At 43.2% G+C, this 18,343-nt stretch carries 17 protein-coding genes; 3 read left to right on the forward strand and 14 right to left on the reverse strand.

From position 1 onward, the window contains the following. Positions 1 to 165: 165 nt before the first annotated feature. The 10 genes from FE810_RS00005 to FE810_RS00050 form a co-directional block, all read right to left on the reverse strand. The gene (locus FE810_RS00005; RefSeq protein ID WP_138317980.1) at positions 166 to 429 is read right to left on the reverse strand and encodes a hypothetical protein; all 264 of its coding nucleotides are present in this window, start codon (positions 427 to 429) and stop codon (positions 166 to 168) included. Between the two features lie 122 nt (positions 430 to 551). Next, the gene (locus tag FE810_RS00010; protein ID WP_138317981.1) at positions 552 to 1,283 is read right to left on the reverse strand and encodes an SDR family oxidoreductase; all 732 of its coding nucleotides are present in this window, start codon (positions 1,281 to 1,283) and stop codon (positions 552 to 554) included. A gap of 461 nt (positions 1,284 to 1,744) precedes the next feature. Beyond that, the gene (locus FE810_RS00015; protein ID WP_138317982.1) at positions 1,745 to 2,212 is read right to left on the reverse strand and encodes a hypothetical protein; all 468 of its coding nucleotides are present in this window, start codon (positions 2,210 to 2,212) and stop codon (positions 1,745 to 1,747) included. A 35-nt stretch (positions 2,213 to 2,247) separates the two neighbouring features. Then, a complete protein-coding gene (locus tag FE810_RS00020; protein WP_246036814.1) occupies positions 2,248 to 2,568 on the reverse strand; it encodes a hypothetical protein in 321 nt (106 codons plus the stop codon). A gap of 687 nt (positions 2,569 to 3,255) precedes the next feature. After that, positions 3,256 to 3,723 (reverse strand): hypothetical protein, encoded by a 468-nt coding sequence (locus FE810_RS00025; RefSeq protein WP_138317983.1) that lies wholly within the window; start codon positions 3,721 to 3,723, stop codon positions 3,256 to 3,258. A gap of 616 nt (positions 3,724 to 4,339) precedes the next feature. Next, on the reverse strand, positions 4,340 to 4,633 hold the full coding sequence (gene ihfA / locus FE810_RS00030; RefSeq protein ID WP_138317984.1) for an integration host factor subunit alpha: 294 nt from the start codon (positions 4,631 to 4,633) through the stop codon (positions 4,340 to 4,342). A 4-nt stretch (positions 4,634 to 4,637) separates the two neighbouring features. Beyond that, complete coding sequence (pheT, locus tag FE810_RS00035; protein ID WP_138317985.1) at positions 4,638 to 7,022, reverse strand: phenylalanine--tRNA ligase subunit beta; 2,385 nt, start codon at positions 7,020 to 7,022, stop codon at positions 4,638 to 4,640. A gap of 11 nt (positions 7,023 to 7,033) precedes the next feature. Next, complete coding sequence (gene pheS, locus FE810_RS00040; protein WP_138317986.1) at positions 7,034 to 8,014, reverse strand: phenylalanine--tRNA ligase subunit alpha; 981 nt, start codon at positions 8,012 to 8,014, stop codon at positions 7,034 to 7,036. Positions 8,015 to 8,349: 335 nt separating this feature from the next. Further along, complete coding sequence (locus FE810_RS00045; RefSeq protein WP_138317987.1) at positions 8,350 to 9,552, reverse strand: ABC transporter permease; 1,203 nt, start codon at positions 9,550 to 9,552, stop codon at positions 8,350 to 8,352. Beyond that, positions 9,536 to 10,336: an ABC transporter ATP-binding protein gene (locus tag FE810_RS00050; protein ID WP_138317988.1), complete on the reverse strand. Its 801-nt coding sequence runs from the start codon at positions 10,334 to 10,336 to the stop codon at positions 9,536 to 9,538. Before FE810_RS00050 ends, FE810_RS00045 begins: the two co-directional genes overlap by 17 nt. Before the next feature lie 249 nt (positions 10,337 to 10,585). On the opposite strand from FE810_RS00050, the gene FE810_RS00055 reads away from it, so the two are divergent. After that, entirely contained in the window at positions 10,586 to 12,214 is a 1,629-nt protein-coding gene (locus FE810_RS00055; RefSeq protein WP_138317989.1) for a M28 family metallopeptidase, read from the forward strand. 276 nt (positions 12,215 to 12,490) lie between these two features. Beyond that, the gene (gene asnB / locus FE810_RS00060) at positions 12,491 to 14,155 is read left to right on the forward strand and encodes an asparagine synthase B (protein WP_138317990.1); all 1,665 of its coding nucleotides are present in this window, start codon (positions 12,491 to 12,493) and stop codon (positions 14,153 to 14,155) included. 100 nt (positions 14,156 to 14,255) lie between these two features. Here the strand turns inward: asnB and FE810_RS00065 are convergent, their stop codons facing one another. The 3 genes from FE810_RS00065 to FE810_RS00075 form a co-directional block, all read right to left on the reverse strand. Beyond that, positions 14,256 to 14,438: a DUF3012 domain-containing protein gene (locus tag FE810_RS00065; protein WP_138317991.1), complete on the reverse strand. Its 183-nt coding sequence runs from the start codon at positions 14,436 to 14,438 to the stop codon at positions 14,256 to 14,258. A gap of 178 nt (positions 14,439 to 14,616) precedes the next feature. Beyond that, positions 14,617 to 14,823 carry a DUF3565 domain-containing protein gene (locus FE810_RS00070; protein ID WP_138317992.1) on the reverse strand — a complete coding sequence of 69 codons (207 nt, stop codon included), beginning with the start codon at positions 14,821 to 14,823 and terminating at the stop codon, positions 14,617 to 14,619. Positions 14,824 to 14,847: 24 nt separating this feature from the next. Next, a complete protein-coding gene (locus tag FE810_RS00075) occupies positions 14,848 to 16,530 on the reverse strand; it encodes an amidohydrolase (protein WP_138317993.1) in 1,683 nt (560 codons plus the stop codon). A gap of 312 nt (positions 16,531 to 16,842) precedes the next feature. Between FE810_RS00075 and FE810_RS00080 the strand changes: the two genes are divergently transcribed. After that, positions 16,843 to 17,709 carry a M61 family metallopeptidase gene (locus FE810_RS00080; protein WP_171022161.1) on the forward strand — a complete coding sequence of 289 codons (867 nt, stop codon included), beginning with the start codon at positions 16,843 to 16,845 and terminating at the stop codon, positions 17,707 to 17,709. Here FE810_RS00080 and FE810_RS00085 read toward each other — a convergent pair. Continuing rightward, a complete protein-coding gene (locus FE810_RS00085) occupies positions 17,696 to 18,304 on the reverse strand; it encodes an NUDIX hydrolase (RefSeq protein ID WP_138317995.1) in 609 nt (202 codons plus the stop codon). The genes FE810_RS00080 and FE810_RS00085 overlap by 14 nt on opposite strands. Positions 18,305 to 18,343: the final 39 nt, after the last annotated feature.

The raw sequence follows: 18,343 nt of genomic DNA on the forward strand, positions 1-18,343 counted from the left end.
AAAGATTGAAACTATAAGGAAAGAAAACAAAACTATCAGTTTGAACATGTGCATCCTTTGCATATAACGCCCTGTTAACAAGCAAAATTTCGTTGGTTAAAATTAGCGACGAAGGAGCAAAACCAACTGTTTTTTGTCCTGCTTTAATGACTTGTTATGTTTTAATTACACACCAAAAAATGACCAACTACTTGATGTACGAGTAGCTAAATCCACTTCAGTTTGAAAGACCCTTACAACCTCTTTGGGATTGAACGGCATTTGAGTTTCACCTTGCACAGAAAAAACTTGATTCGGATATATGAGTAGTACTCTTTCAATAACTTTACCGTTAACAAGTTCTACACTGACAATTGAACCATCCTGTTTAAACTCTTTAAATGGACCAAAACGGTTAATCACGTCCATTGAAATCTCATATTTAGACATTTACACTCAACCAAATTTTAAAACATAACGCCCCATTAAGGGGAAATTTATAGTTTGCGAAAATGTGAGCGGAGCGAAACAGCAAACTGTAAATTTTCCCTCTTCAATGGCTTGTTATACGGCTATTTACCACCAGCAATATCGACGAACGTACCTGTAATAAATGATGCTTCATTTGATAAAAGAAACGCAATAGAAGCAGCTACTTCTTTAGGTGTGCCACCACGTTGTAAAGGTATTAATGGTTTAACGCGTTCAACTCTATTAGGCTCACCACCATCGCCATGCATATCAGTATATATAAAACCTGGTCGAACACAGTTGACCCTGATATTTTGATTGGCAACTTCAAGAGACAAACCAATTGTTAATGTATCAATTGCTCCTTTTGATGAAGCATAATCAACATACTCTCCTGCAGATCCTAACCGTGATGCAGCCGAAGATACATTAACAATTGAGCCGCCATTTTTCATTCTGTTGATTGCTTCTCGACAACACAAGAAATAACTGGTGACATTTGTCGTGAGAACTTTATTAATTCTTTCAGCTGTCATTTCTGACACTCGCATTTGCGGTAATAATATACCTGCGTTATTTACTAAGTGGGTTATTTGACCTAACGATTTATCAATAGTACCAAATAGACGAATAACATCATTTTCTTGAGATACATCAGCTTGTACAGCGATAGCTGTGCCACCGTCTTGTTCGATATCCGATACAACCTTAGTTGCCTCAGTCTTATTCGAAATGTAATTAACACAAACAGCATAATTCTGTTTTGCTAAATATTTAGATGTTGCAGCACCGATCCCTCGACTACCGCCTGTAACTAAAACTATCGGCTTCATCCATACTCCGTTTGCCGTAAAACGCCCTGATAAGAGGCGTATTAATCATCTTGTTAGGTTTGCGATTCACATGATTACTAGGCTTAAAACAAGATACAAGATGAACGTTAAAATGGCATTTGGCATAGTTGGGAGCAATAATGCTGCAATGGCCGCATACCAGAAACCTTCTTTTGTTTTACTAATTGTGTACCTTGTGTAATTAAGTGATTTGGCGCCTTTATCAAAATCATTATTGGAATTGTAGATAGCTCTAAACATATACCTATATAGCGGCCAACAAATTATTGTCGAAGCAACTACACAAGCAACAACTAGACTTGGGTAAATTACCATTTATACAAATTCCTTTTAGTAAACCTAACGCCCTGTTAATGGGCAAAATTATGTTGGCTAAAACGTGAAGCGGAGCGATACCAAGCCAACGTAATTTTGTCCACTTTAAACAGCTTGTTAGGCATTCATTCTCTGTTTACCAGTTTTGAATATGCCAAAAATGAGCACAGGCAACAATCCTCTTCTGGAGGCCATGAAACGATTAAAAAGGCATTTGTCTCGTTCTCTGGGATAGTAAATTCCCCCTTCATTTTTCCACTCACTTCTTTAGGGAATATTTCCATATGAGGACTATCAGCCATGATTGAGCCTCTTTCTTCTTGAGAGAGTGCCAAAATTACAGTTCCATCGTTTTTATACCCGTGAACTTCTAACGGAAATTCATATGAGTAGCGATTTTTCCCTATTTTGGTTATTACTACTAACGCGTCATATTCTTCACCTTGAATAGGTGCAAAACATGCGAACACCTGCGTCGAGAAAAACATAAGCAAAAATGTGAGAAAACGCATCGTCATATTTTGAATGCCTAACGCCGTGTTAAGGGGCGGATTACGCTTGGCTAAAATTAGTGAGGAACGAACGCCAGCCAAGCAGTAAGGCGTCCATTTTAAACAGCTTGTTATGTTTACTCTATCTCTTCAATGTGCCAGTTTCCATTTTCTAAAAAAGCCGAATGATTTGGCTGAAGATCTTTGAACTCAGATATCCATGGGAACTTTTTATATAAACAGCCCATGCAAACAACCATTCCGTCATCTGCATTATCAGTTGTGTTGCACATAAATTGCCAACCTTCATCGTCCCAGTGTAATACCTCGACAATTGGTTGCTCGCCACTCATGACGAATTTAGTTGTGACAGCACAAGTATTGGCAGGAAAGGAAAAAGGCCAATTGTTTGGTGGTTCACAATGTTCAGAACATTCAACAGTATTCATAGTAAACATAACGCCCGCCTAAACGGCGTAAAATGCTTGGCTATAATATTCACCGAACGTAGCCAAGCGTTTTACGTCCGATTTTAAGGCACTTGTTATATTTCCACTTATTGGGAATTTGCGCTGCCCCATTCTATGCGCAATTTTCGACTTCCGCTATCTCGATTTTTATACGCTATATCGGTAGATTTACGCTTGAATATTTACGTTGCCTGGGAATTGATGTGCGGAGTGAATTTACTTACTTTCCTGCGCCATTCCCTGACGTTTCAACCATTTCTGGTTTCTGCGATAAATCGCTGGTGGTAAATATAACGCCCGCCTAAACGGCGGAAAATGCTTGGCTATAATTTTTGTCGAACGTAGCCAAGCGTTTTACGTCCGATTTTAAGGCACTTGTTATATTTCCACATTTTGGAATTTACGCTGCCCTGTTCTGTGTACTATTTTCGACTTCCGCTATCCCGATTTTTATACGCTATGTCGTAAGATTTACGCTGAATATTTACGTTGCCTGGGAATTGATGTGCGGAGTGAATTTACTTACTTTCCTGCGCCATTCCCTGACATTTCAACCATTCCTGGTTTCTGCGATAAATCGCTGGTGGTAAATATAACGCCCAACTAAGGAGCAAATAATTAGCTTGGCTAAAATTTTGAGCGCAGCGACAAAAGCCAAGCTTTATTTGTCCCGCTTTAGTTACTTGTTAGAAGCCGATTACTCCGATGTTCTTTGGTTGGATCGTGTGGATTTACATTGCCACCTTCTAAAGCCTTATTTATATAACCCAAGTCACTTTCAATTATGACCGAGACCAAATATTGTTTACCTAATGCAGAGCGCCAGTAATGGTACTTTTCTTGGTACTCTTGATTGAAACTAAACTTAACTGCAACAGATTTAACCCATACGCATGGGATCTTTTGTGCCTCAAGTAATCTATTTAGCTCAGTTTTCATTTGCAGGTACATTTCCAAAGCCTGAGGCGAACCAAGACAATTACTTAAGTTTAATAAATCGAAAGTTATGGATTCAACATTCTTTTCTTGTGCCAACAAGGATAACTGACCTACTGCCCAGTATCCTAAATAATCATTATTTCGCCCACTTAAAAGTTTGGCAAAATTGATTGTGATTCCTTTCAACTCTCGACGACGAGGCATAATTTCCTAAAGGCTTCTAACAGCTTATTATGTAGACAGCTCAGTAATCGCTACCTACGAATGTCCTCATAAATTAACAGAAAAGACCGATAATTCAATAAAATAAACCATCGTTCAAGCACCTTTTCTCAATAACTTTGGATATTACTGAGTAGTCTCAGTAAACCCTAATATGAAATTATTAATTTTGTATCCGTAATTCAAACGGTTAGATCTAGAAAATGGTTAGCGATTGGATATTCCTGAGAAATCTCACTAAAACCGCTCTCGAACAGTGGCTTTTTCAAATTAATTCATATAGTTAAGCGCTAGAAAACGGTTAGCGATTGGATATTACTGAGAAACCTCACTAAAACCGCTTTCGAAAAGTGGCTTTATTAAATCAATTCATATAGTTAAGAGTTAGAAAACGGTTGGAGAGTGGGTATGACTAAGAAGCCTCAGTAATATCTAAGCAGGGTTAACCTGTATCATTATTTGTTGCTCTGTGCATTATTAAAAGGTTTATGTACGACAACGCCGTCGATATTAGCAATGAAATCAGCTCGCCAACACAAAAGATTGGGATATAAAAAAGGTGCCAAAAGGCACCTTTTTTTTAAGTACTAAGCAAAAATTAATCGTTATTCGATTCTTCAACACGAGCTTTAAGTTTTTGTCCCGGGCGGAACGTCACTACTTTACGTGCTGAAATTGGAATGTCTTCACCTGTTTTTGGATTTCGACCTGGGCGCTCGTTTTTCACTCGCAGATCAAAATTACCAAAACCGGAAAGTTTTACCTGCTCGCCTTTTTCAAGACAGGTTCGGATCTCTTCAAAGAATTCCTCCACCATCATTTTTGCGTCGCGTTTACTCAATCCGAGTTTTTCGTACAAGTGTTCAGATACTTCTGCTTTAGTTAGCGCCATACTCTTAATCTCTCAATGATGCATCAAGTTCAGTGGTCAGGGCCTGCACAACGATTTGCACAACATTATTGATGTCTTTCTCTTCCAGAGTACGTTCCTTGTCTTGCAAGGTTAATGCGATTGCCAAGCTTTTATAGCCCGGCTCAATTCCTTTGCCCTGATATACATCAAACAATTCTAGGCTAACTAAATGATTTGTGCCAACCTTTTCAATGAGTTGTAATACAGAATTTGCACTGATTTCATCTTTGACGATTACCGCAATATCGCGTCGATTGCCTGGAAATTTGGAAATTTCCTGTGCTAATGGAATTGCCTGGCGCAAAATTTCGCTCTGACGCAGTTCAAATACCACTGTACGGCCATTTAAGCCCAATTTACGCTCTAATTCCGGATGAACGGTACCAACGTAACCAACGAACTCTTCACCGCGATAAATCGCTGCTGTTTGGCCTGGGTGCAAGGCGCTATGCTCAGCGACTCGGAACTCATAAGCTTGGCTGTTCGCGGTCAAAGCCAATAAAGCTTCGACATCGCCTTTGGCATCAAAAAAATCTACGCCTGATTTTTCCAGTTGCCAGTGTTCACCACTGCGAAGTCCGGTAATAACGCCGGCAAACATGGGTTCTTGACGAACTCCGTTTTCTGCTTCTGCATCAGGAATAAAACTCAAACCACTTTCAAACAAACGCACGCGACTTTGTTGTCGGTTCTGGTTATAAACCACAGATTGCAATAAGCCCGGCCATAAACTCACTCGCATTACCGACATTTCCGAAGAAATTGGGTGTGGTAGTGTTAACACTTCCTGGGCTGGAAACAGTTGTTCCTGAATTTTGGGGTCAACGAAGCTATATGTGATCGCTTCCTGATAGCCACGATTTACCAGCACATCTTTAAACTTTCCGATCGTAAGCGTCGCTTCTTGATGCTGACGCATGGTCAGTTTTGCTTCTGGCGCAACGTTCGGAATATTGTTGTAGCCGTATACGCGAGCCACTTCTTCGGTCAAATCTTCTTCAATTTTGATATCAAAACGATACGGTGGCACGGTAACCAACCACTGCTCGTTATTGTAATCAACGGCAAAGCCAAGACGGGTTAATATTTCGGTTACTTGCTCAGTTTCGATATGAATGCCAATACGGCTGTCTAGCTTAACGCGACGCAAAGTCACTTCATTCGCTTTTGGTAAATGCTGCTCAGATTTAGCTTCAACGATTGGACCGGCTTGCCCGCCAACAATCTCCACCAATAAAGCGGTTGCACGTTCCATTGCTGCAAATTGCAACTGTGGATCGACACCACGCTCATAACGGTGCGAAGCATCGGTATGTAAACCGTACTGACGCGCTTTTCCTAAAATCGCTAATGGTGCAAAAAATGCACTTTCAAGCAAGATATCCTGGGTTGCACCCGATACTCCGGAGTCTTGACCACCGAAAATACCCGCCATGGCGAGTGGTTTACTGTGATCGGCAATAACCAAGGTTTGCTCGTTAAGTTTGACTTCCTGACCGTCTAACAAGGTTAAAGGCTCATTCGCTTTTGCGAAACGAACATTAATGCCGCCATCAATTTTCGCCAAATCAAACGCATGCATTGGGTGACCGAGTTCTAGCAACACGTAATTGGTGACATCAACCACAGGATCGATGGCGCGAACACCACAACGACGCAGTTTTTCAACCATCCACAACGGTGTGGTGGCATTCACATCAATGCCTTTAATGACACGACCTAAGTAACGTGGACACGCTTCACCGGCAGTAATCTCAATCGGTAACGCATCATCGATTGTCGGAGTATGCGCTTCGCAACTCACTTCATTCACCGATTGATTGTTCAATACGCCAACTTCACGGGCAAGGCCTCGAATACCGAGGCAATCACCGCGGTTTGATGTTAAATCAACATCAATGGTCACGTCGTCTAATTTGAGATAATCACGGACATCGGTACCGATTGGTGCGTCATTCGGTAATTCAAGAATGCCATCGGCGCTTTCTGCCATACCAAGTTCCGATTCAGAACACAGCATACCGTGCGACGGTTGACCACGTAACTTGGCTTTCTTAATCTTGAAATTTCCGGGCAATACTGCACCGACTTTGGCAACGGCAACTTTCAAGCCTAGTCGACAATTTTTGGCGCCACAGACGATATCAACAACTTCGTCACCAACATTCACTTTGGTCACTTGTAACTTGTCGGCATCTGGGTGCTGACCACATTCGATAACTTCACCAACGACAACATTGCTAAACTCACCCGCGACCGCATCAATGCCGTCAACTTCAAGGCCCGCCATGGTAATCTGGTGGGTCAATTGCTCAGAAGTATTCGCCGGATTAACCCATTCTCTTAACCAGGATTCACTAAATTTCATTATCGGCTTTCCTACTTAAACTGCTTCAAGAATCGAAGATCATTTTCAAAAAATGCGCGAAGATCATTAACGCCATAACGCAACATCGTTAAACGCTCAACACCCATACCGAAGGCAAAGCCGGTGTAAACTTCTGGGTCAATACCAACACTGCGCAGTACATTCGGATGCACCATGCCACAGCCAAGCACTTCCAACCATTTACCGTTCTTACCTTTCACATCCACTTCTGCTGAAGGTTCAGTAAACGGGAAATAAGACGGACGGAAACGGATTTCCAGATCTTCTTCAAAAAAGTTATGGAGAAAGTCGTGCAATATCCCTTTCAGATGAGTGAAGCTCACGTCTTTATCGACCATCAAACCTTCGACCTGATGGAACATCGGGGTATGAGTTTGATCATAATCGTTACGGTAAACACGACCCGGAGAGATAATTCTTAACGGTGGTTTTTCCACTTCCATGGTACGGATTTGCACACCTGAGGTTTGCGTACGCAATACCAACTTAGGATTGAAGTAGAACGTATCATGATCGGCACGTGCGGGATGGTGCACAGGGATATTTAACGCATCAAAGTTATGAAAATCGTCTTCCACTTCAGGACCAGATTTCACCGCAAAGCCCAGCTCAGAGAAAAACGTTTCAATGCGGGCAATGGTGCGGCTAACCGGATGCAAACCGCCAGCTTCCGAGGTACGACCGGGTAAGGTCACATCGATTGATTCGGCGGCCAGCTTTTGTTTGATTTGTTCGGCGCGCAATAGCTCGCCACGTTGATGGATCAAAGCCTGCACTTGTTGTTTGGCTTGATTGATAAGCTGACCAGCTTTCGGGCGCTCTTCTGCGCTCAATTTACCGAGAGATTTTAATTGCTCAGTCAACTTACCTTTTTTACCCAGAAATTCGACCCGAACCTGATCAAGGCCGGCTACTTCTGTCGCACTCGCAACGGCTTCTTCAGCCTGCAAGATTATTTCTTCTAAATTCATATATTCCTCAGGCGATACTTCGCGAATGAATATGGTTTACCCTCACACCAGAAACGAAACTTCCCGACGCACAGCGGTGGCTATTTTCAAAACCGATAATTTTACACGAAAAAAAGCGCTAACATAGTGAAAAGTGCAGTTTTTAGCATTTTTTTTACCCACTAAGGTCGGGATCGGGAATATCAAGGAATGTCTTGGCGATAAGCGGAGTCAAAGACTTGGAAATTATCTCTGACTCTGCCCGTCACAAGGAAATAGCCGCTAAGAAAATGGCGGCAAGCGAAATCCGGTTGTTGAAATCATGATTCTCGAAAGTGTAAATCTCGAAATCGCGATTATCGAAACAAAACCGACTCGCGATTAAACCAATACACACAAAACGCAATGGACACGAATGCAAAGAACCCAGTTGACAGGAAGATAGGTACTAAATAATTGTAATCAATTGTCCCTTTTAACAATTCTTTGATCGCTAATGCAACATTGGAAATGGGTACCAGCGCCCAGGCGAAATTTAGTTTGATGCCCGGCAGCATCGGCGCGATGATTGGAAAGATCACCAAAATGGTTAACGGTCCCATATAATTTTGTGCTTCTTTGTAAGAACTGGCATAAATCGAAATCGCCAGCAAAATTGCCGAAAAGATAGCCGAAACCGGCACCAGTAATAACACCATCAGCACATAATCAAACCAGCTTACCGACGAAAGAATGTTCGAAACCTGAGAGACATCAAATAAGCTACCGATAATAAATGACCAGAACACCATCGAAAATATGGTGATCAGTGCGGTCATCATGGCCGTTGCTGTAATGGTCAGAAATTTTCCTATAACAATGGCAAAGCGTGAAACCGGCGTCAGCAACAAGGTTTCGATAGTGCCCCGCTCTTTTTCACCCGCGCCTAAATCAATTGCGGGATACATGGCGCCGGTTAAGCAAAGTGGGATCAAGATATACGGGATAAACCCGCCAAGGGTCTCACCAAAGCTTTCCCGTTCATCGGCGGTATCATGCTGTTCAAAAATAACCGGATCTTTAAAGGCCAGTAATTCACTGGCGCTAAAGCCTTTTTCGGCGAGCATTTTATCCTGGATCGCCGTTGTAAATTCTTCAAAGGCCTCTTTCACTTTGATGCCTATGCCGGAGATCACATTGGCGCCATTATAATACACCTGCCAGGGGCTGGATTCGCCGGCGGCTAAATGCTTTTCAAAATCCGGATTCAGGACAATGACGAGATCGGCTTTATCATTTTTGATCGCATCAATGTATTCGTCTTCCGTGGTCAGCTCCAAGTCGACTTTTTCAAAATCGCTGTGGTAGAACATGGTATTGGCGAAGCGCTCTGAGGCATCAGGGTTGACGAGCACATAGCGCACCATTTTCTGGTGCTCTTTTAATGCAGCGCTGGAACCTAAAAAGCCAATCAGTCCGAATAAAACCGGAAATACCACCATCGGCAAGGCAATAATAAAAAATAAGGTTTTGGTGTCTCTTAACAGCTCTATCAGCTCTTTATTAAATACTTGCCACATACGCTTTCTCCAGGTTTAACACATGCATAAAGGAACGTCGCAAATCTCTATCCGCACTTAATTCCCGGAACGCTTGCAAAGAATCAGAAAATGCACTTTTGCCCTGGTCAATGACCGTCACTCTGTCCGCCAGCATTGCCACTTCATCCAAATGATGGGTGGAAAAAATAACCGCAGTGCCCTGCTCTTTCATCAATTGAATAAATTCTAAGATAATTTCCGTGGCCATAATATCCAGACCTGTGGTGGGTTCATCAAGCACGAGTACATCAGGCTTATGGATCACGGCCCGGGCAATGGATACTTTTTGTTGCATGCCGGTCGACAGATGTTCAACCCTTCGGTCAAGGTAATGAACAATACCAAGATTGCGATAAATGGTTTCTGCCTCGGTCGCCAGGTATTCATCATTGACGCCATGTAAACGAGCAAAAAACTCAATATTTTCGCGTGCTGTTAATCGACCATAGAGTCCGGTTTTACCCGACAAAAAACCAATTTTTTGTTTGGCAAGCAAAGGCGATCGCACCACATCGACTTCATTTATCCGCACCGCGCCACTGTCGGGTTTCAGAGCCGAAGATAAGATACGTAAAGCCGTCGTTTTACCGGCGCCATTGGGACCGAGCAGGCCCAGCACTTCACCACGTTCGCAGTGAAAACTGACGTCCGTTAAGGCGTTGAATACCCCGTCATGTTGTCGCGGATCCACTTTATGACTGCGGTCCTTTTTACTGCGGGTATTAAGAGTAAAGGTCTTGGTTAGATTCTCTACACAAATCATAGTGTTCCTTTGTATGCACGAAGTCGTCACTGGGGTAATTAAGATGGGAACAATTTAACCATTTAGACAGCAAACCTAACCCATTGTTATCATGCAAGTTTAAACCTGTTATCAAACATTGCAATGATTTTTCATCGTTGCCAACCATGGTCATCTGTCAGTTCAGGCACTCACTTCGACGAATTTTTCTTTCAATTTTTAAAACAACAGGCTAATTTAACCGTGAATTTTTTAAGGAAGTAAATTTCTATGAAACGTAATTTTTACGGCTTAGTTGGCACTGCTTTGACCGCAGGTGTTATGGCCACAGCTTATGCGAAAACGGTTGATCAGGCGTATCAGGACTTTTCCGAAACCGAACTGCATCAACACGTTAAAATTTTATCCGCCGATGACTTTGGTGGCCGCCTACCGACCAGTGATGGCGAAACCAAAACCATAGATTACCTGACCAAGCATTTTAAAGCGGCCGGGTTTCAGGGCGGTTATAAAGGTAGCTTTTTACAACCCGTTGAATTGACCGAAATCACTGCCGATGCGGATATGGCATTGACGATAAAAGGTCAAGGCCAGACAAGTACCTTTCGCTATGTCGAAGATATGGTGCTAGGCACATCGCGAGTCAGCGAAACAGAATCAATTAAAGACTCGCAAATTGTTTTTGTCGGCTACGGTATCAATGCCCCAGAATACCAATGGAATGATTATCAAGGATTGGACGTAAAAGGCAAAACCGTGGTCATGTTAGTGAATGACCCTGGCTTTGAAACGCAAAACCCGGATTTATTCACCGGCAGCGCAATGACCTACTATGGCCGCTGGACCTATAAATATGAAGAAGCGAGCCGTCAGGGCGCGGCCGCCGCGATCATTGTCCATGAAACCGCACCAGCGTCATACCCCTGGTCTGTTGTCACCAATGGCTGGACTGGACCACAATATGGTTTGTATCGTGAAGACAAAAACATGCAGCGAGTGGGGCTAGAAGGCTGGTTAACCCGCGAAACCGCAGTATCGTTATTTAAACAAGCGGGTTTGGACTTTGACGAGTACAAACAAAAAGCATTGCAAGGTCCGATCGCAAAATCGTTAGACCTGAGCGCAAGTGCCACCGTAAAAAGTACCCTCAAACGTTCCACCTCGCACAACTTCATAGCCACCTTGCCCGGTACTGAAAATCCGGGTGAACACATCCTGTTAACCGGTCACTGGGATCATATTGGTACCGACACCTCACTAGAAGGCGACCAGATTTATAACGGTGCCCATGATAATGCCAGTGGTATCGGCGGTATGATTGAAATCGCTAAAGCCTTTGGCTCTTTAGATAAAGCGCCTCAGCGTTCCATTACCGTTGTCGCAACGACGGCGGAAGAACAAGGTTTACTCGGTTCTCGCTATTATGCACAAAACCCGGCGTACCCTTTGGATAAGACGGTTGCGGTATTTAACCTCGACAGCCTGAATATTCTTGGTCAAACCAAAGACATGATTGTTCGTGGTAAAGGTAAATCGCAAGTTGAAGACTATTTGGCAAATGCCGCTGAAAAGCAAGGTCGTCATCTTGTCAAAGAAACCAACCCTGCTGCGGGAAGCTACTATCGTTCCGATCACTTTAACTTCGCTAAAGAAGGTGTTCCGGCAGTATTTGCTGGTGGTGGTAGCATACCGTTAAATGCTGAAGTCGAAGCGTATCGTGCCAAAGTATTGCCGGATATGCGTCGTTGCTACCATCAACTGTGTGACGAGTATAACCCTGAGTGGGATTTGCGCGGCGCAATTGAAGACCTGCAACTGACCTTTGATGCGATGTTTCATGTCGCGAATTCAAACGATTGGCCGAAATGGTCGAAAACCAGTGAATTCCAACGCAAATAATTACCGTTTGCGGGGCAAATAGAACAAGATAAAAGAGATGTAAAAAAAAAGTTGAATATTTATTCTAATTTATAGCGAACTGCTATTGATTTTTATGTGTAAATATTAGACTCTCAAAGGCAGCCCTACCACAGGCTGCCTTTTTTATTCTTGAAAACAAAGCAGTAACTTGTTTCGTGAAGCTCACTTCCGGTGTGATCCGCAAATAACCCTGCTAATTCGTGAATGAATAAAACAACGTGATTTCGAAATTATGGTAAAAGGAGTAACACCACCATGTGTTCAATTTTTTGTGTGTTGGATATTCAAGGTGACGCAACGCTGTTGCGTGAACAAGCCTTGCAAATGTCCCGTTTATTAAGACACCGCGGTCCTGACTGGTCCGGTGTATATGCCAATGAACAGGCTATTTTGGTTCATGAACGTCTAGCGATTGTTGATACTGAAAATGGCGCCCAACCTCTATATAATTCGAATCGAAATCACGTGTTAGCGGTTAATGGCGAAATTTACAATCACAAACAGCTCGAGCAGGAACTGACCAGTGATTATCAATTTCAAACCAAATCGGACTGTGAAGTCATTCTGCCGCTTTACCAAGAGCATGGTTGCGATTTTATCGATCAGTTACAGGGCATGTTCGCTTTTGTCCTGTATGACGTTGAAAAGCAACGTTACTTAGTGGCCCGTGACCACATTGGTATTATTCCTTTGTACACTGGTGTCGACGAGCACGGTAACTTTTATGTCGCATCAGAAATGAAAGCTCTGGTGCCGGTATGTAAAACCGTCAGTGAATTCCCTCCGGGTCATTATTTAGATTCTACCGATGGGGAAATTAAGCCGTATTACCAAAGAGATTGGCAGGAATACCAAACCGTTGCCGACAATCCTGCGGATATTGATGAGCTACGCAATAGCCTTGAGCAATCGGTAAAATCTCATTTGATGACCGATGTCCCATACGGTGTATTGTTGTCTGGTGGACTGGATTCGTCACTGATCTCGGCGATCACCCAAAAATTTGCAGCGCGACGAATCGAAGAAAATGGCTTAAGCGATGCTTGGTGGCCTAAAGTCCATTCTTTTGCCGTAGGCCTTGAAGGCTCACCCGATCTGATTGCAGCACAAAAGGTCGCAGATGCTATCGGCACCGTGCATCACTCCATGCATTTTACGGTGCAAGAAGGCATTGATGCCCTTAAGGAAGTGATATATCACCTAGAAACCTATGACGTGACGACCATCCGAGCGTCTACCCCGATGTACCTGATGGCTCGAAAAATCAAAGCCATGGGCATTAAGATGGTATTGTCCGGTGAAGGTGCGGATGAAATATTCGGTGGCTACTTATATTTCCACAAGGCGCCAAATGCTCAGGAATTCCATGAAGAAACCGTACGTAAACTCAGTAAGCTGCATATGTTTGACTGCTTGCGAGCAAACAAAGCCATGTCAGCCTGGGGGGTTGAAGCCAGAGTCCCGTTTTTAGACAAAGACTTTATGGACACAGCAATGCGTTTAAACCCACAAGCGAAAATGTGTGTCGACGGTAAAATTGAGAAGCATGTATTGCGCTCTGCCTTTGAGGGCTATTTGCCGGAAGAAATACTGTGGCGTCAAAAAGAACAATTTTCCGATGGTGTTGGATATTCCTGGATTGATAGCTTAAAAACCCATGTTGAGGCGTTAGTCAGCGATCAGCAATTAGAAAATGCGCGTTTTAAATTCGCGCACAATACCCCGGATACCAAAGAAGCGTATTTTTACCGGAGTATTTTTGAAGATCATTTCCCGCTGGAGTCCGCAGTAAAATGTGTTCCTGGTGGTAAGTCGGTCGCTTGTTCAACAGAAGCCGCATTGGCCTGGGATGAGAGCTTTCAAAATAACGCCGATCCTTCCGGTCGCGCCGTATTGAGTGTTCATAACGAAAGTTACTAACACCAACATTCGTAACCCATCATCAAAAAAGCCTGCATAAAGCAGGCTTTTTTATATCTATCATCACTCAGCGATATATCAATACCGCAACGCGTTGAGTTTATTCATCATCATCCGGTTTCTGATCCAATACGCAATGCTCTGCGTAATCAGCTGCCTCACTCGCGCTCCAGTCTGCTTTCGGCTTTTCTTTCATACTCGCACACCACTCGTCCGAGCCAACTTTGGGCTGACAGCCTACGATAAACAAGCCAGCTACTAATGCTAATAAAATCTTTTTCATAAAAAAACCCTGTATCTCAATTTGACGTTTCGCCATCACGGTTAACCACTGTTCAATTTCGAAATGTACTACTTATCATGTATCAAAATTTACAGCCCTGATAAAACCTTAGCAGAATTTAATGATAACGCTTTAATTCAAATCACTTTTCTTTATAAGAGTGTGACTAATAAGCGATTTAGCGCCAATCTTTGGGTGCATTTAAATCACACTTTTTACAATTGATGCGAAACCCGATTTTTCGTTTGCGCCCCTCTTCCGTCACGACCCAGGAGCGATTTTGCCAAGGCGGATTGTGCCTTACATGCTGATTATGACCGCAGGATAGCTTAGCTACCCAATGCTCTTCTTCATCAAGCAAAAAGCCGACGATTGCTTGTTTCATAGTTTACTGCGTCTCTTTAAATTATTACTGTTTTTGATTCGGGTATACCTGTCCGGAAAATACCACGCCCCATATATTAATATCTTTGATTTTCATTGGATCCACTTTGTATGGATCATCCTCAAGAATCGTGAAATCGGCTTGTTTACCAGTACGAATAGAACCAATTTGTGACTCTTTACGCATCATCCAGGCGGCGTCAATGGTAATGGCTCGCAATGCTTCATCAACGGATAAAGCCTGATATTGGTTATTTTCATTGTCATTAATGGTAGTACGATTCACCGCCGCCCAAGCCAATGTCAATGGACTTAAAGGTGCCATTGGGCAATCAGAATGCAGCGCGACTTTCATACCATATTTTCTCGCGGTTCCCAGAGGAACCATATTACGTGCCCTATCTTCTCCCAACCATTGTTCGGCGTAGATATCCGATAGAATGTATTGATAATAAGGGTTAGCTGAAATTGTCATCCCCAGTTCGTGCATCTGTGCAATTTGTTCATCGGTGACATAGGCAAAATGCTCTAGCGTAGCCCGGTGGTCAAATCGTGGTCCTTGGGCCTGTAATTTACGAACAATATCAATAAGGGCGTCAGCACTGGCATCACCGTTAGTATGGGCGTGTAGTTGATAACCCGCATTCCAGAATGTTTCTGCGTATTGATAGGTCACTTCCATTGGCGCCATCCATTGTCCCTGATGACCATCGATATAGCCTGGAAATTTGTATTGCGACAAACCGGAGTAAATTGCACCATCCATCATCAGCTTAAAATGTTTGTCGAACATTACCCGTTCGCTGTTATTGGCGTTCCATTGTTCTACCTCCTGTAGCGCTTGCTCTGGAGACTTCCCGCGGGCAATAAAGTCAGTAATAATTGGCGTCAAAACCAATCTCGCCGGTGCCTTTGTACTGTCCATCACAGTATGAATCAGTTTCGCCTCACCAATCGGGTCACCGAATATTCCGACGCCCATATCCATGGCCGAGGTAACGCCGGCTTCTCGCATCATAGTTACAAAGGTTTCCATACCTTGTTTATATCTGTCTGGAGCTAGTAAAAACGTCATTTTCGGGATCATTTTTACAAAGCCATTTTCCCAGAAATGGCCTTTTTGCCAGTCTACATCTTTCTCACCTTTGGCGATGCTCTCATCGATGCCCAGAAGCTTAAATGCAGCATCATTGCCGATGATTTCGTGAAAAGAACGGTGCCAAATCATGACTGGCTTGTCGCCAAACCAATCATTAAGTTGCTGACGATACACGTCACCGTGCCACAAACCGTGATAGCCCCAGGAAATAAACGGCACGTTTGGGTCACGATTGGCATCGTCAAAATAGGCCTCAACCTGTTTGCTGAGCATAGCTTTATAGTCTTGTGGCGTTTTAGCGCCAGGAAACGTTCCTGTCGGAAGCTCCCAGTCATCGGGCGCAAGAAACACAAATTGAGTCAGTACTGCAGGCAATGATGGATGCACATGGGGGTCTATCAAACCCGGCATAATCACTTTATCTTTAAATCGATCATCAATTTTGGCGTTATAGTTTTTCTTCCAGACTTCGAGACTTTCTTTATCACCAATGCCAACGATTTTATCACCCGATACCGCAATCGCGTAAGCTTCAGGTGATGCTGGCTCCATAGTTATCACTTTTTTTGCGGTGAAGATTGTTACCTTGGCATCTGCGGATATGGACATTGATGCTTGTTTTGAAACCGCGGAGAAGGTAGTACATAAACAAATTAGAAAAATCGAGATTAGTCTCAATATCATATTTACGTTCTCATGGAAAAGTCTGGTATAAGCTTAGTAAGCAAAAGGCAGAATTGAAAAGTCTGATACCAATCAACATTAATTTCTGATCACTCAGCAAATTTTCGCCATGTTATATTTCAAAAATTAATTGTGGAATATGAACCATACAACGCAGGATAAATTGGAGGCAATTGTGATCTCAAGCCATACTTACCCCCTAGTGATGTATAGATGCCCTATTACCGGATCCTTGTTTTGAAAATCTTATTATTGCTAGTCAGCGTACTAATATCCTGGGCTAGTTGTGCTGAAAATATTTCCCTGACCACGCAAAATATCGACGCGCAGCAGTCGCAAAAAGTCGCTAGTTGGCTGAACACAGGTGTCAATGTAGTGGAGTCGACACTTACTCCGATCCCCCATGCTCAATTGAAAATCACCGTCAAGGGATACCCAGATGCCATGGAGCCGGTTCCCTGGGGGCAAATATTACGGGAACACCCCATTGAAGTGCTATTGTATGTAAATCCGAATATGCCATTGAGCAGTTTTGTCAATGACTGGACCCTCTACCACGAACTTTCGCATTTGTATTTCCCCTATCTGGATTATCAAAATTTCTGGCTAAGTGAAGGCTTTGCTACATACATGCAATATCTTGTCATGTTCCGCGGCGAAATCATTAATTCAAGTCAGTTTGTCGAACGCATCGAACAAGGGTTGTTGCGAGGTAAGAATAAAACTCAGGAAAAGCCCGGAAAATTAAATGAGGTGAGTGCTGATATGTGGCAACAACGGGCATTTAAACGAGTTTACTGGAGCGGCGCGGCATACTTTATGGAAGCAGATTTGCAGCTGATTGAAAAAGGGAAAGATTTAACCGAGATCATTGCAAGGTTTAGCCACTGCTGCCTTCGCAAAACGATGTCCGGCGGTGAGCTTGTAGCAACATTAGATAAGCTAAGCAAAACTAGCATCTTCAGCGCATTACATCGACACTATCGATACCGTGTTGATTTCCCGGATATCAATCAAGCGCAATTACGAGTCCTTGCCAAACATTACCAGGCCAAACAGGGATTATCTGAGCAACAGCAAGGCTCCAGGATTATTGCTGATTAAACCAATAGTGTTCGGGTTGGCTTTGTAACATGGCATCAAACTGCTGATGAAATACATCCCACAAAGGTTGACCGTTTGGGGTTTCAACAAAGCGTCCTCGGGTTAGGATGTCATCTAATGCAATCCAGGTAATTTCGCTGGTTTCATAATATCCGGGATCATTGGGTAGTTGCGCGGAATAATATTGATTGAGCTCTATAGGTTGGTCTAATTCAATCAAAAAGGTGATGTAGTCACCCCGTGATGTTGGGTTCGCGTAGAATTTGGCATCATTAATCGCGTCTGATAAAAGCTTTGCTGACAATAACGTACGTGACTCTTCCACACTTTCCCGAACGGCGGTCTGATCCGGGGTTTCACAACCTGACGCCGATTGACTTAAATCCAGTTTCTTGGGGCCACCACCAAAGGTGCTCCAACCTCGTCCCCTCTCATAGGCTAATAATAAAAAGACTCTTCCCTCGTCATCCTTTTTAAATACGGTGGTGCCAGCGCCAATATATCCCGGAGCAGAACATTCATCGCCATGCAGCACATACCAGCCAATACCAGCTACTAGCAATAAAATGGATACCGTAATTGAAACTAATTTCATGATTCCTTTCCCTGGTGCCCATCAACAAAAACGGCTTAG

It is taken from the genome of Thalassotalea litorea, assembly GCF_005843925.1.
GTDB classification, from domain to species: domain Bacteria; phylum Pseudomonadota; class Gammaproteobacteria; order Enterobacterales; family Alteromonadaceae; genus Thalassotalea_A; species Thalassotalea_A litorea_A.

Coding starts and splice junctions, on each gene's coding strand:
- FE810_RS00025 (WP_138317983.1), bottom strand. CDS start 3,723: ATGCCTCGTCGTCGAGAGTTGAAAGGAATCACAATCAATTTTGCCAAA.
- FE810_RS00005 (WP_138317980.1), bottom strand. CDS start 429: ATGTCTAAATATGAGATTTCAATGGACGTGATTAACCGTTTTGGTCCA.
- FE810_RS00020 (WP_246036814.1), bottom strand. CDS start 2,568: ATGTTTACTATGAATACTGTTGAATGTTCTGAACATTGTGAACCACCA.
- FE810_RS00075 (WP_138317993.1), bottom strand. CDS start 16,530: ATGTCCATATCCGCAGATGCCAAGGTAACAATCTTCACCGCAAAAAAA.
- FE810_RS00055 (WP_138317989.1), top strand. CDS start 10,586: ATGAAACGTAATTTTTACGGCTTAGTTGGCACTGCTTTGACCGCAGGT.
- FE810_RS00010 (WP_138317981.1), bottom strand. CDS start 1,283: ATGAAGCCGATAGTTTTAGTTACAGGCGGTAGTCGAGGGATCGGTGCT.
- ihfA (WP_138317984.1), bottom strand. CDS start 4,633: ATGGCGCTAACTAAAGCAGAAGTATCTGAACACTTGTACGAAAAACTC.
- pheT (WP_138317985.1), bottom strand. CDS start 7,022: ATGAAATTTAGTGAATCCTGGTTAAGAGAATGGGTTAATCCGGCGAAT.
- FE810_RS00070 (WP_138317992.1), bottom strand. CDS start 14,823: ATGAAACAAGCAATCGTCGGCTTTTTGCTTGATGAAGAAGAGCATTGG.
- FE810_RS00085 (WP_138317995.1), bottom strand. CDS start 18,304: ATGAAATTAGTTTCAATTACGGTATCCATTTTATTGCTAGTAGCTGGT.
- FE810_RS00050 (WP_138317988.1), bottom strand. CDS start 10,336: ATGATTTGTGTAGAGAATCTAACCAAGACCTTTACTCTTAATACCCGC.
- asnB (WP_138317990.1), top strand. CDS start 12,491: ATGTGTTCAATTTTTTGTGTGTTGGATATTCAAGGTGACGCAACGCTG.
- pheS (WP_138317986.1), bottom strand. CDS start 8,014: ATGAATTTAGAAGAAATAATCTTGCAGGCTGAAGAAGCCGTTGCGAGT.
- FE810_RS00045 (WP_138317987.1), bottom strand. CDS start 9,552: ATGTGGCAAGTATTTAATAAAGAGCTGATAGAGCTGTTAAGAGACACC.
- FE810_RS00065 (WP_138317991.1), bottom strand. CDS start 14,438: ATGAAAAAGATTTTATTAGCATTAGTAGCTGGCTTGTTTATCGTAGGC.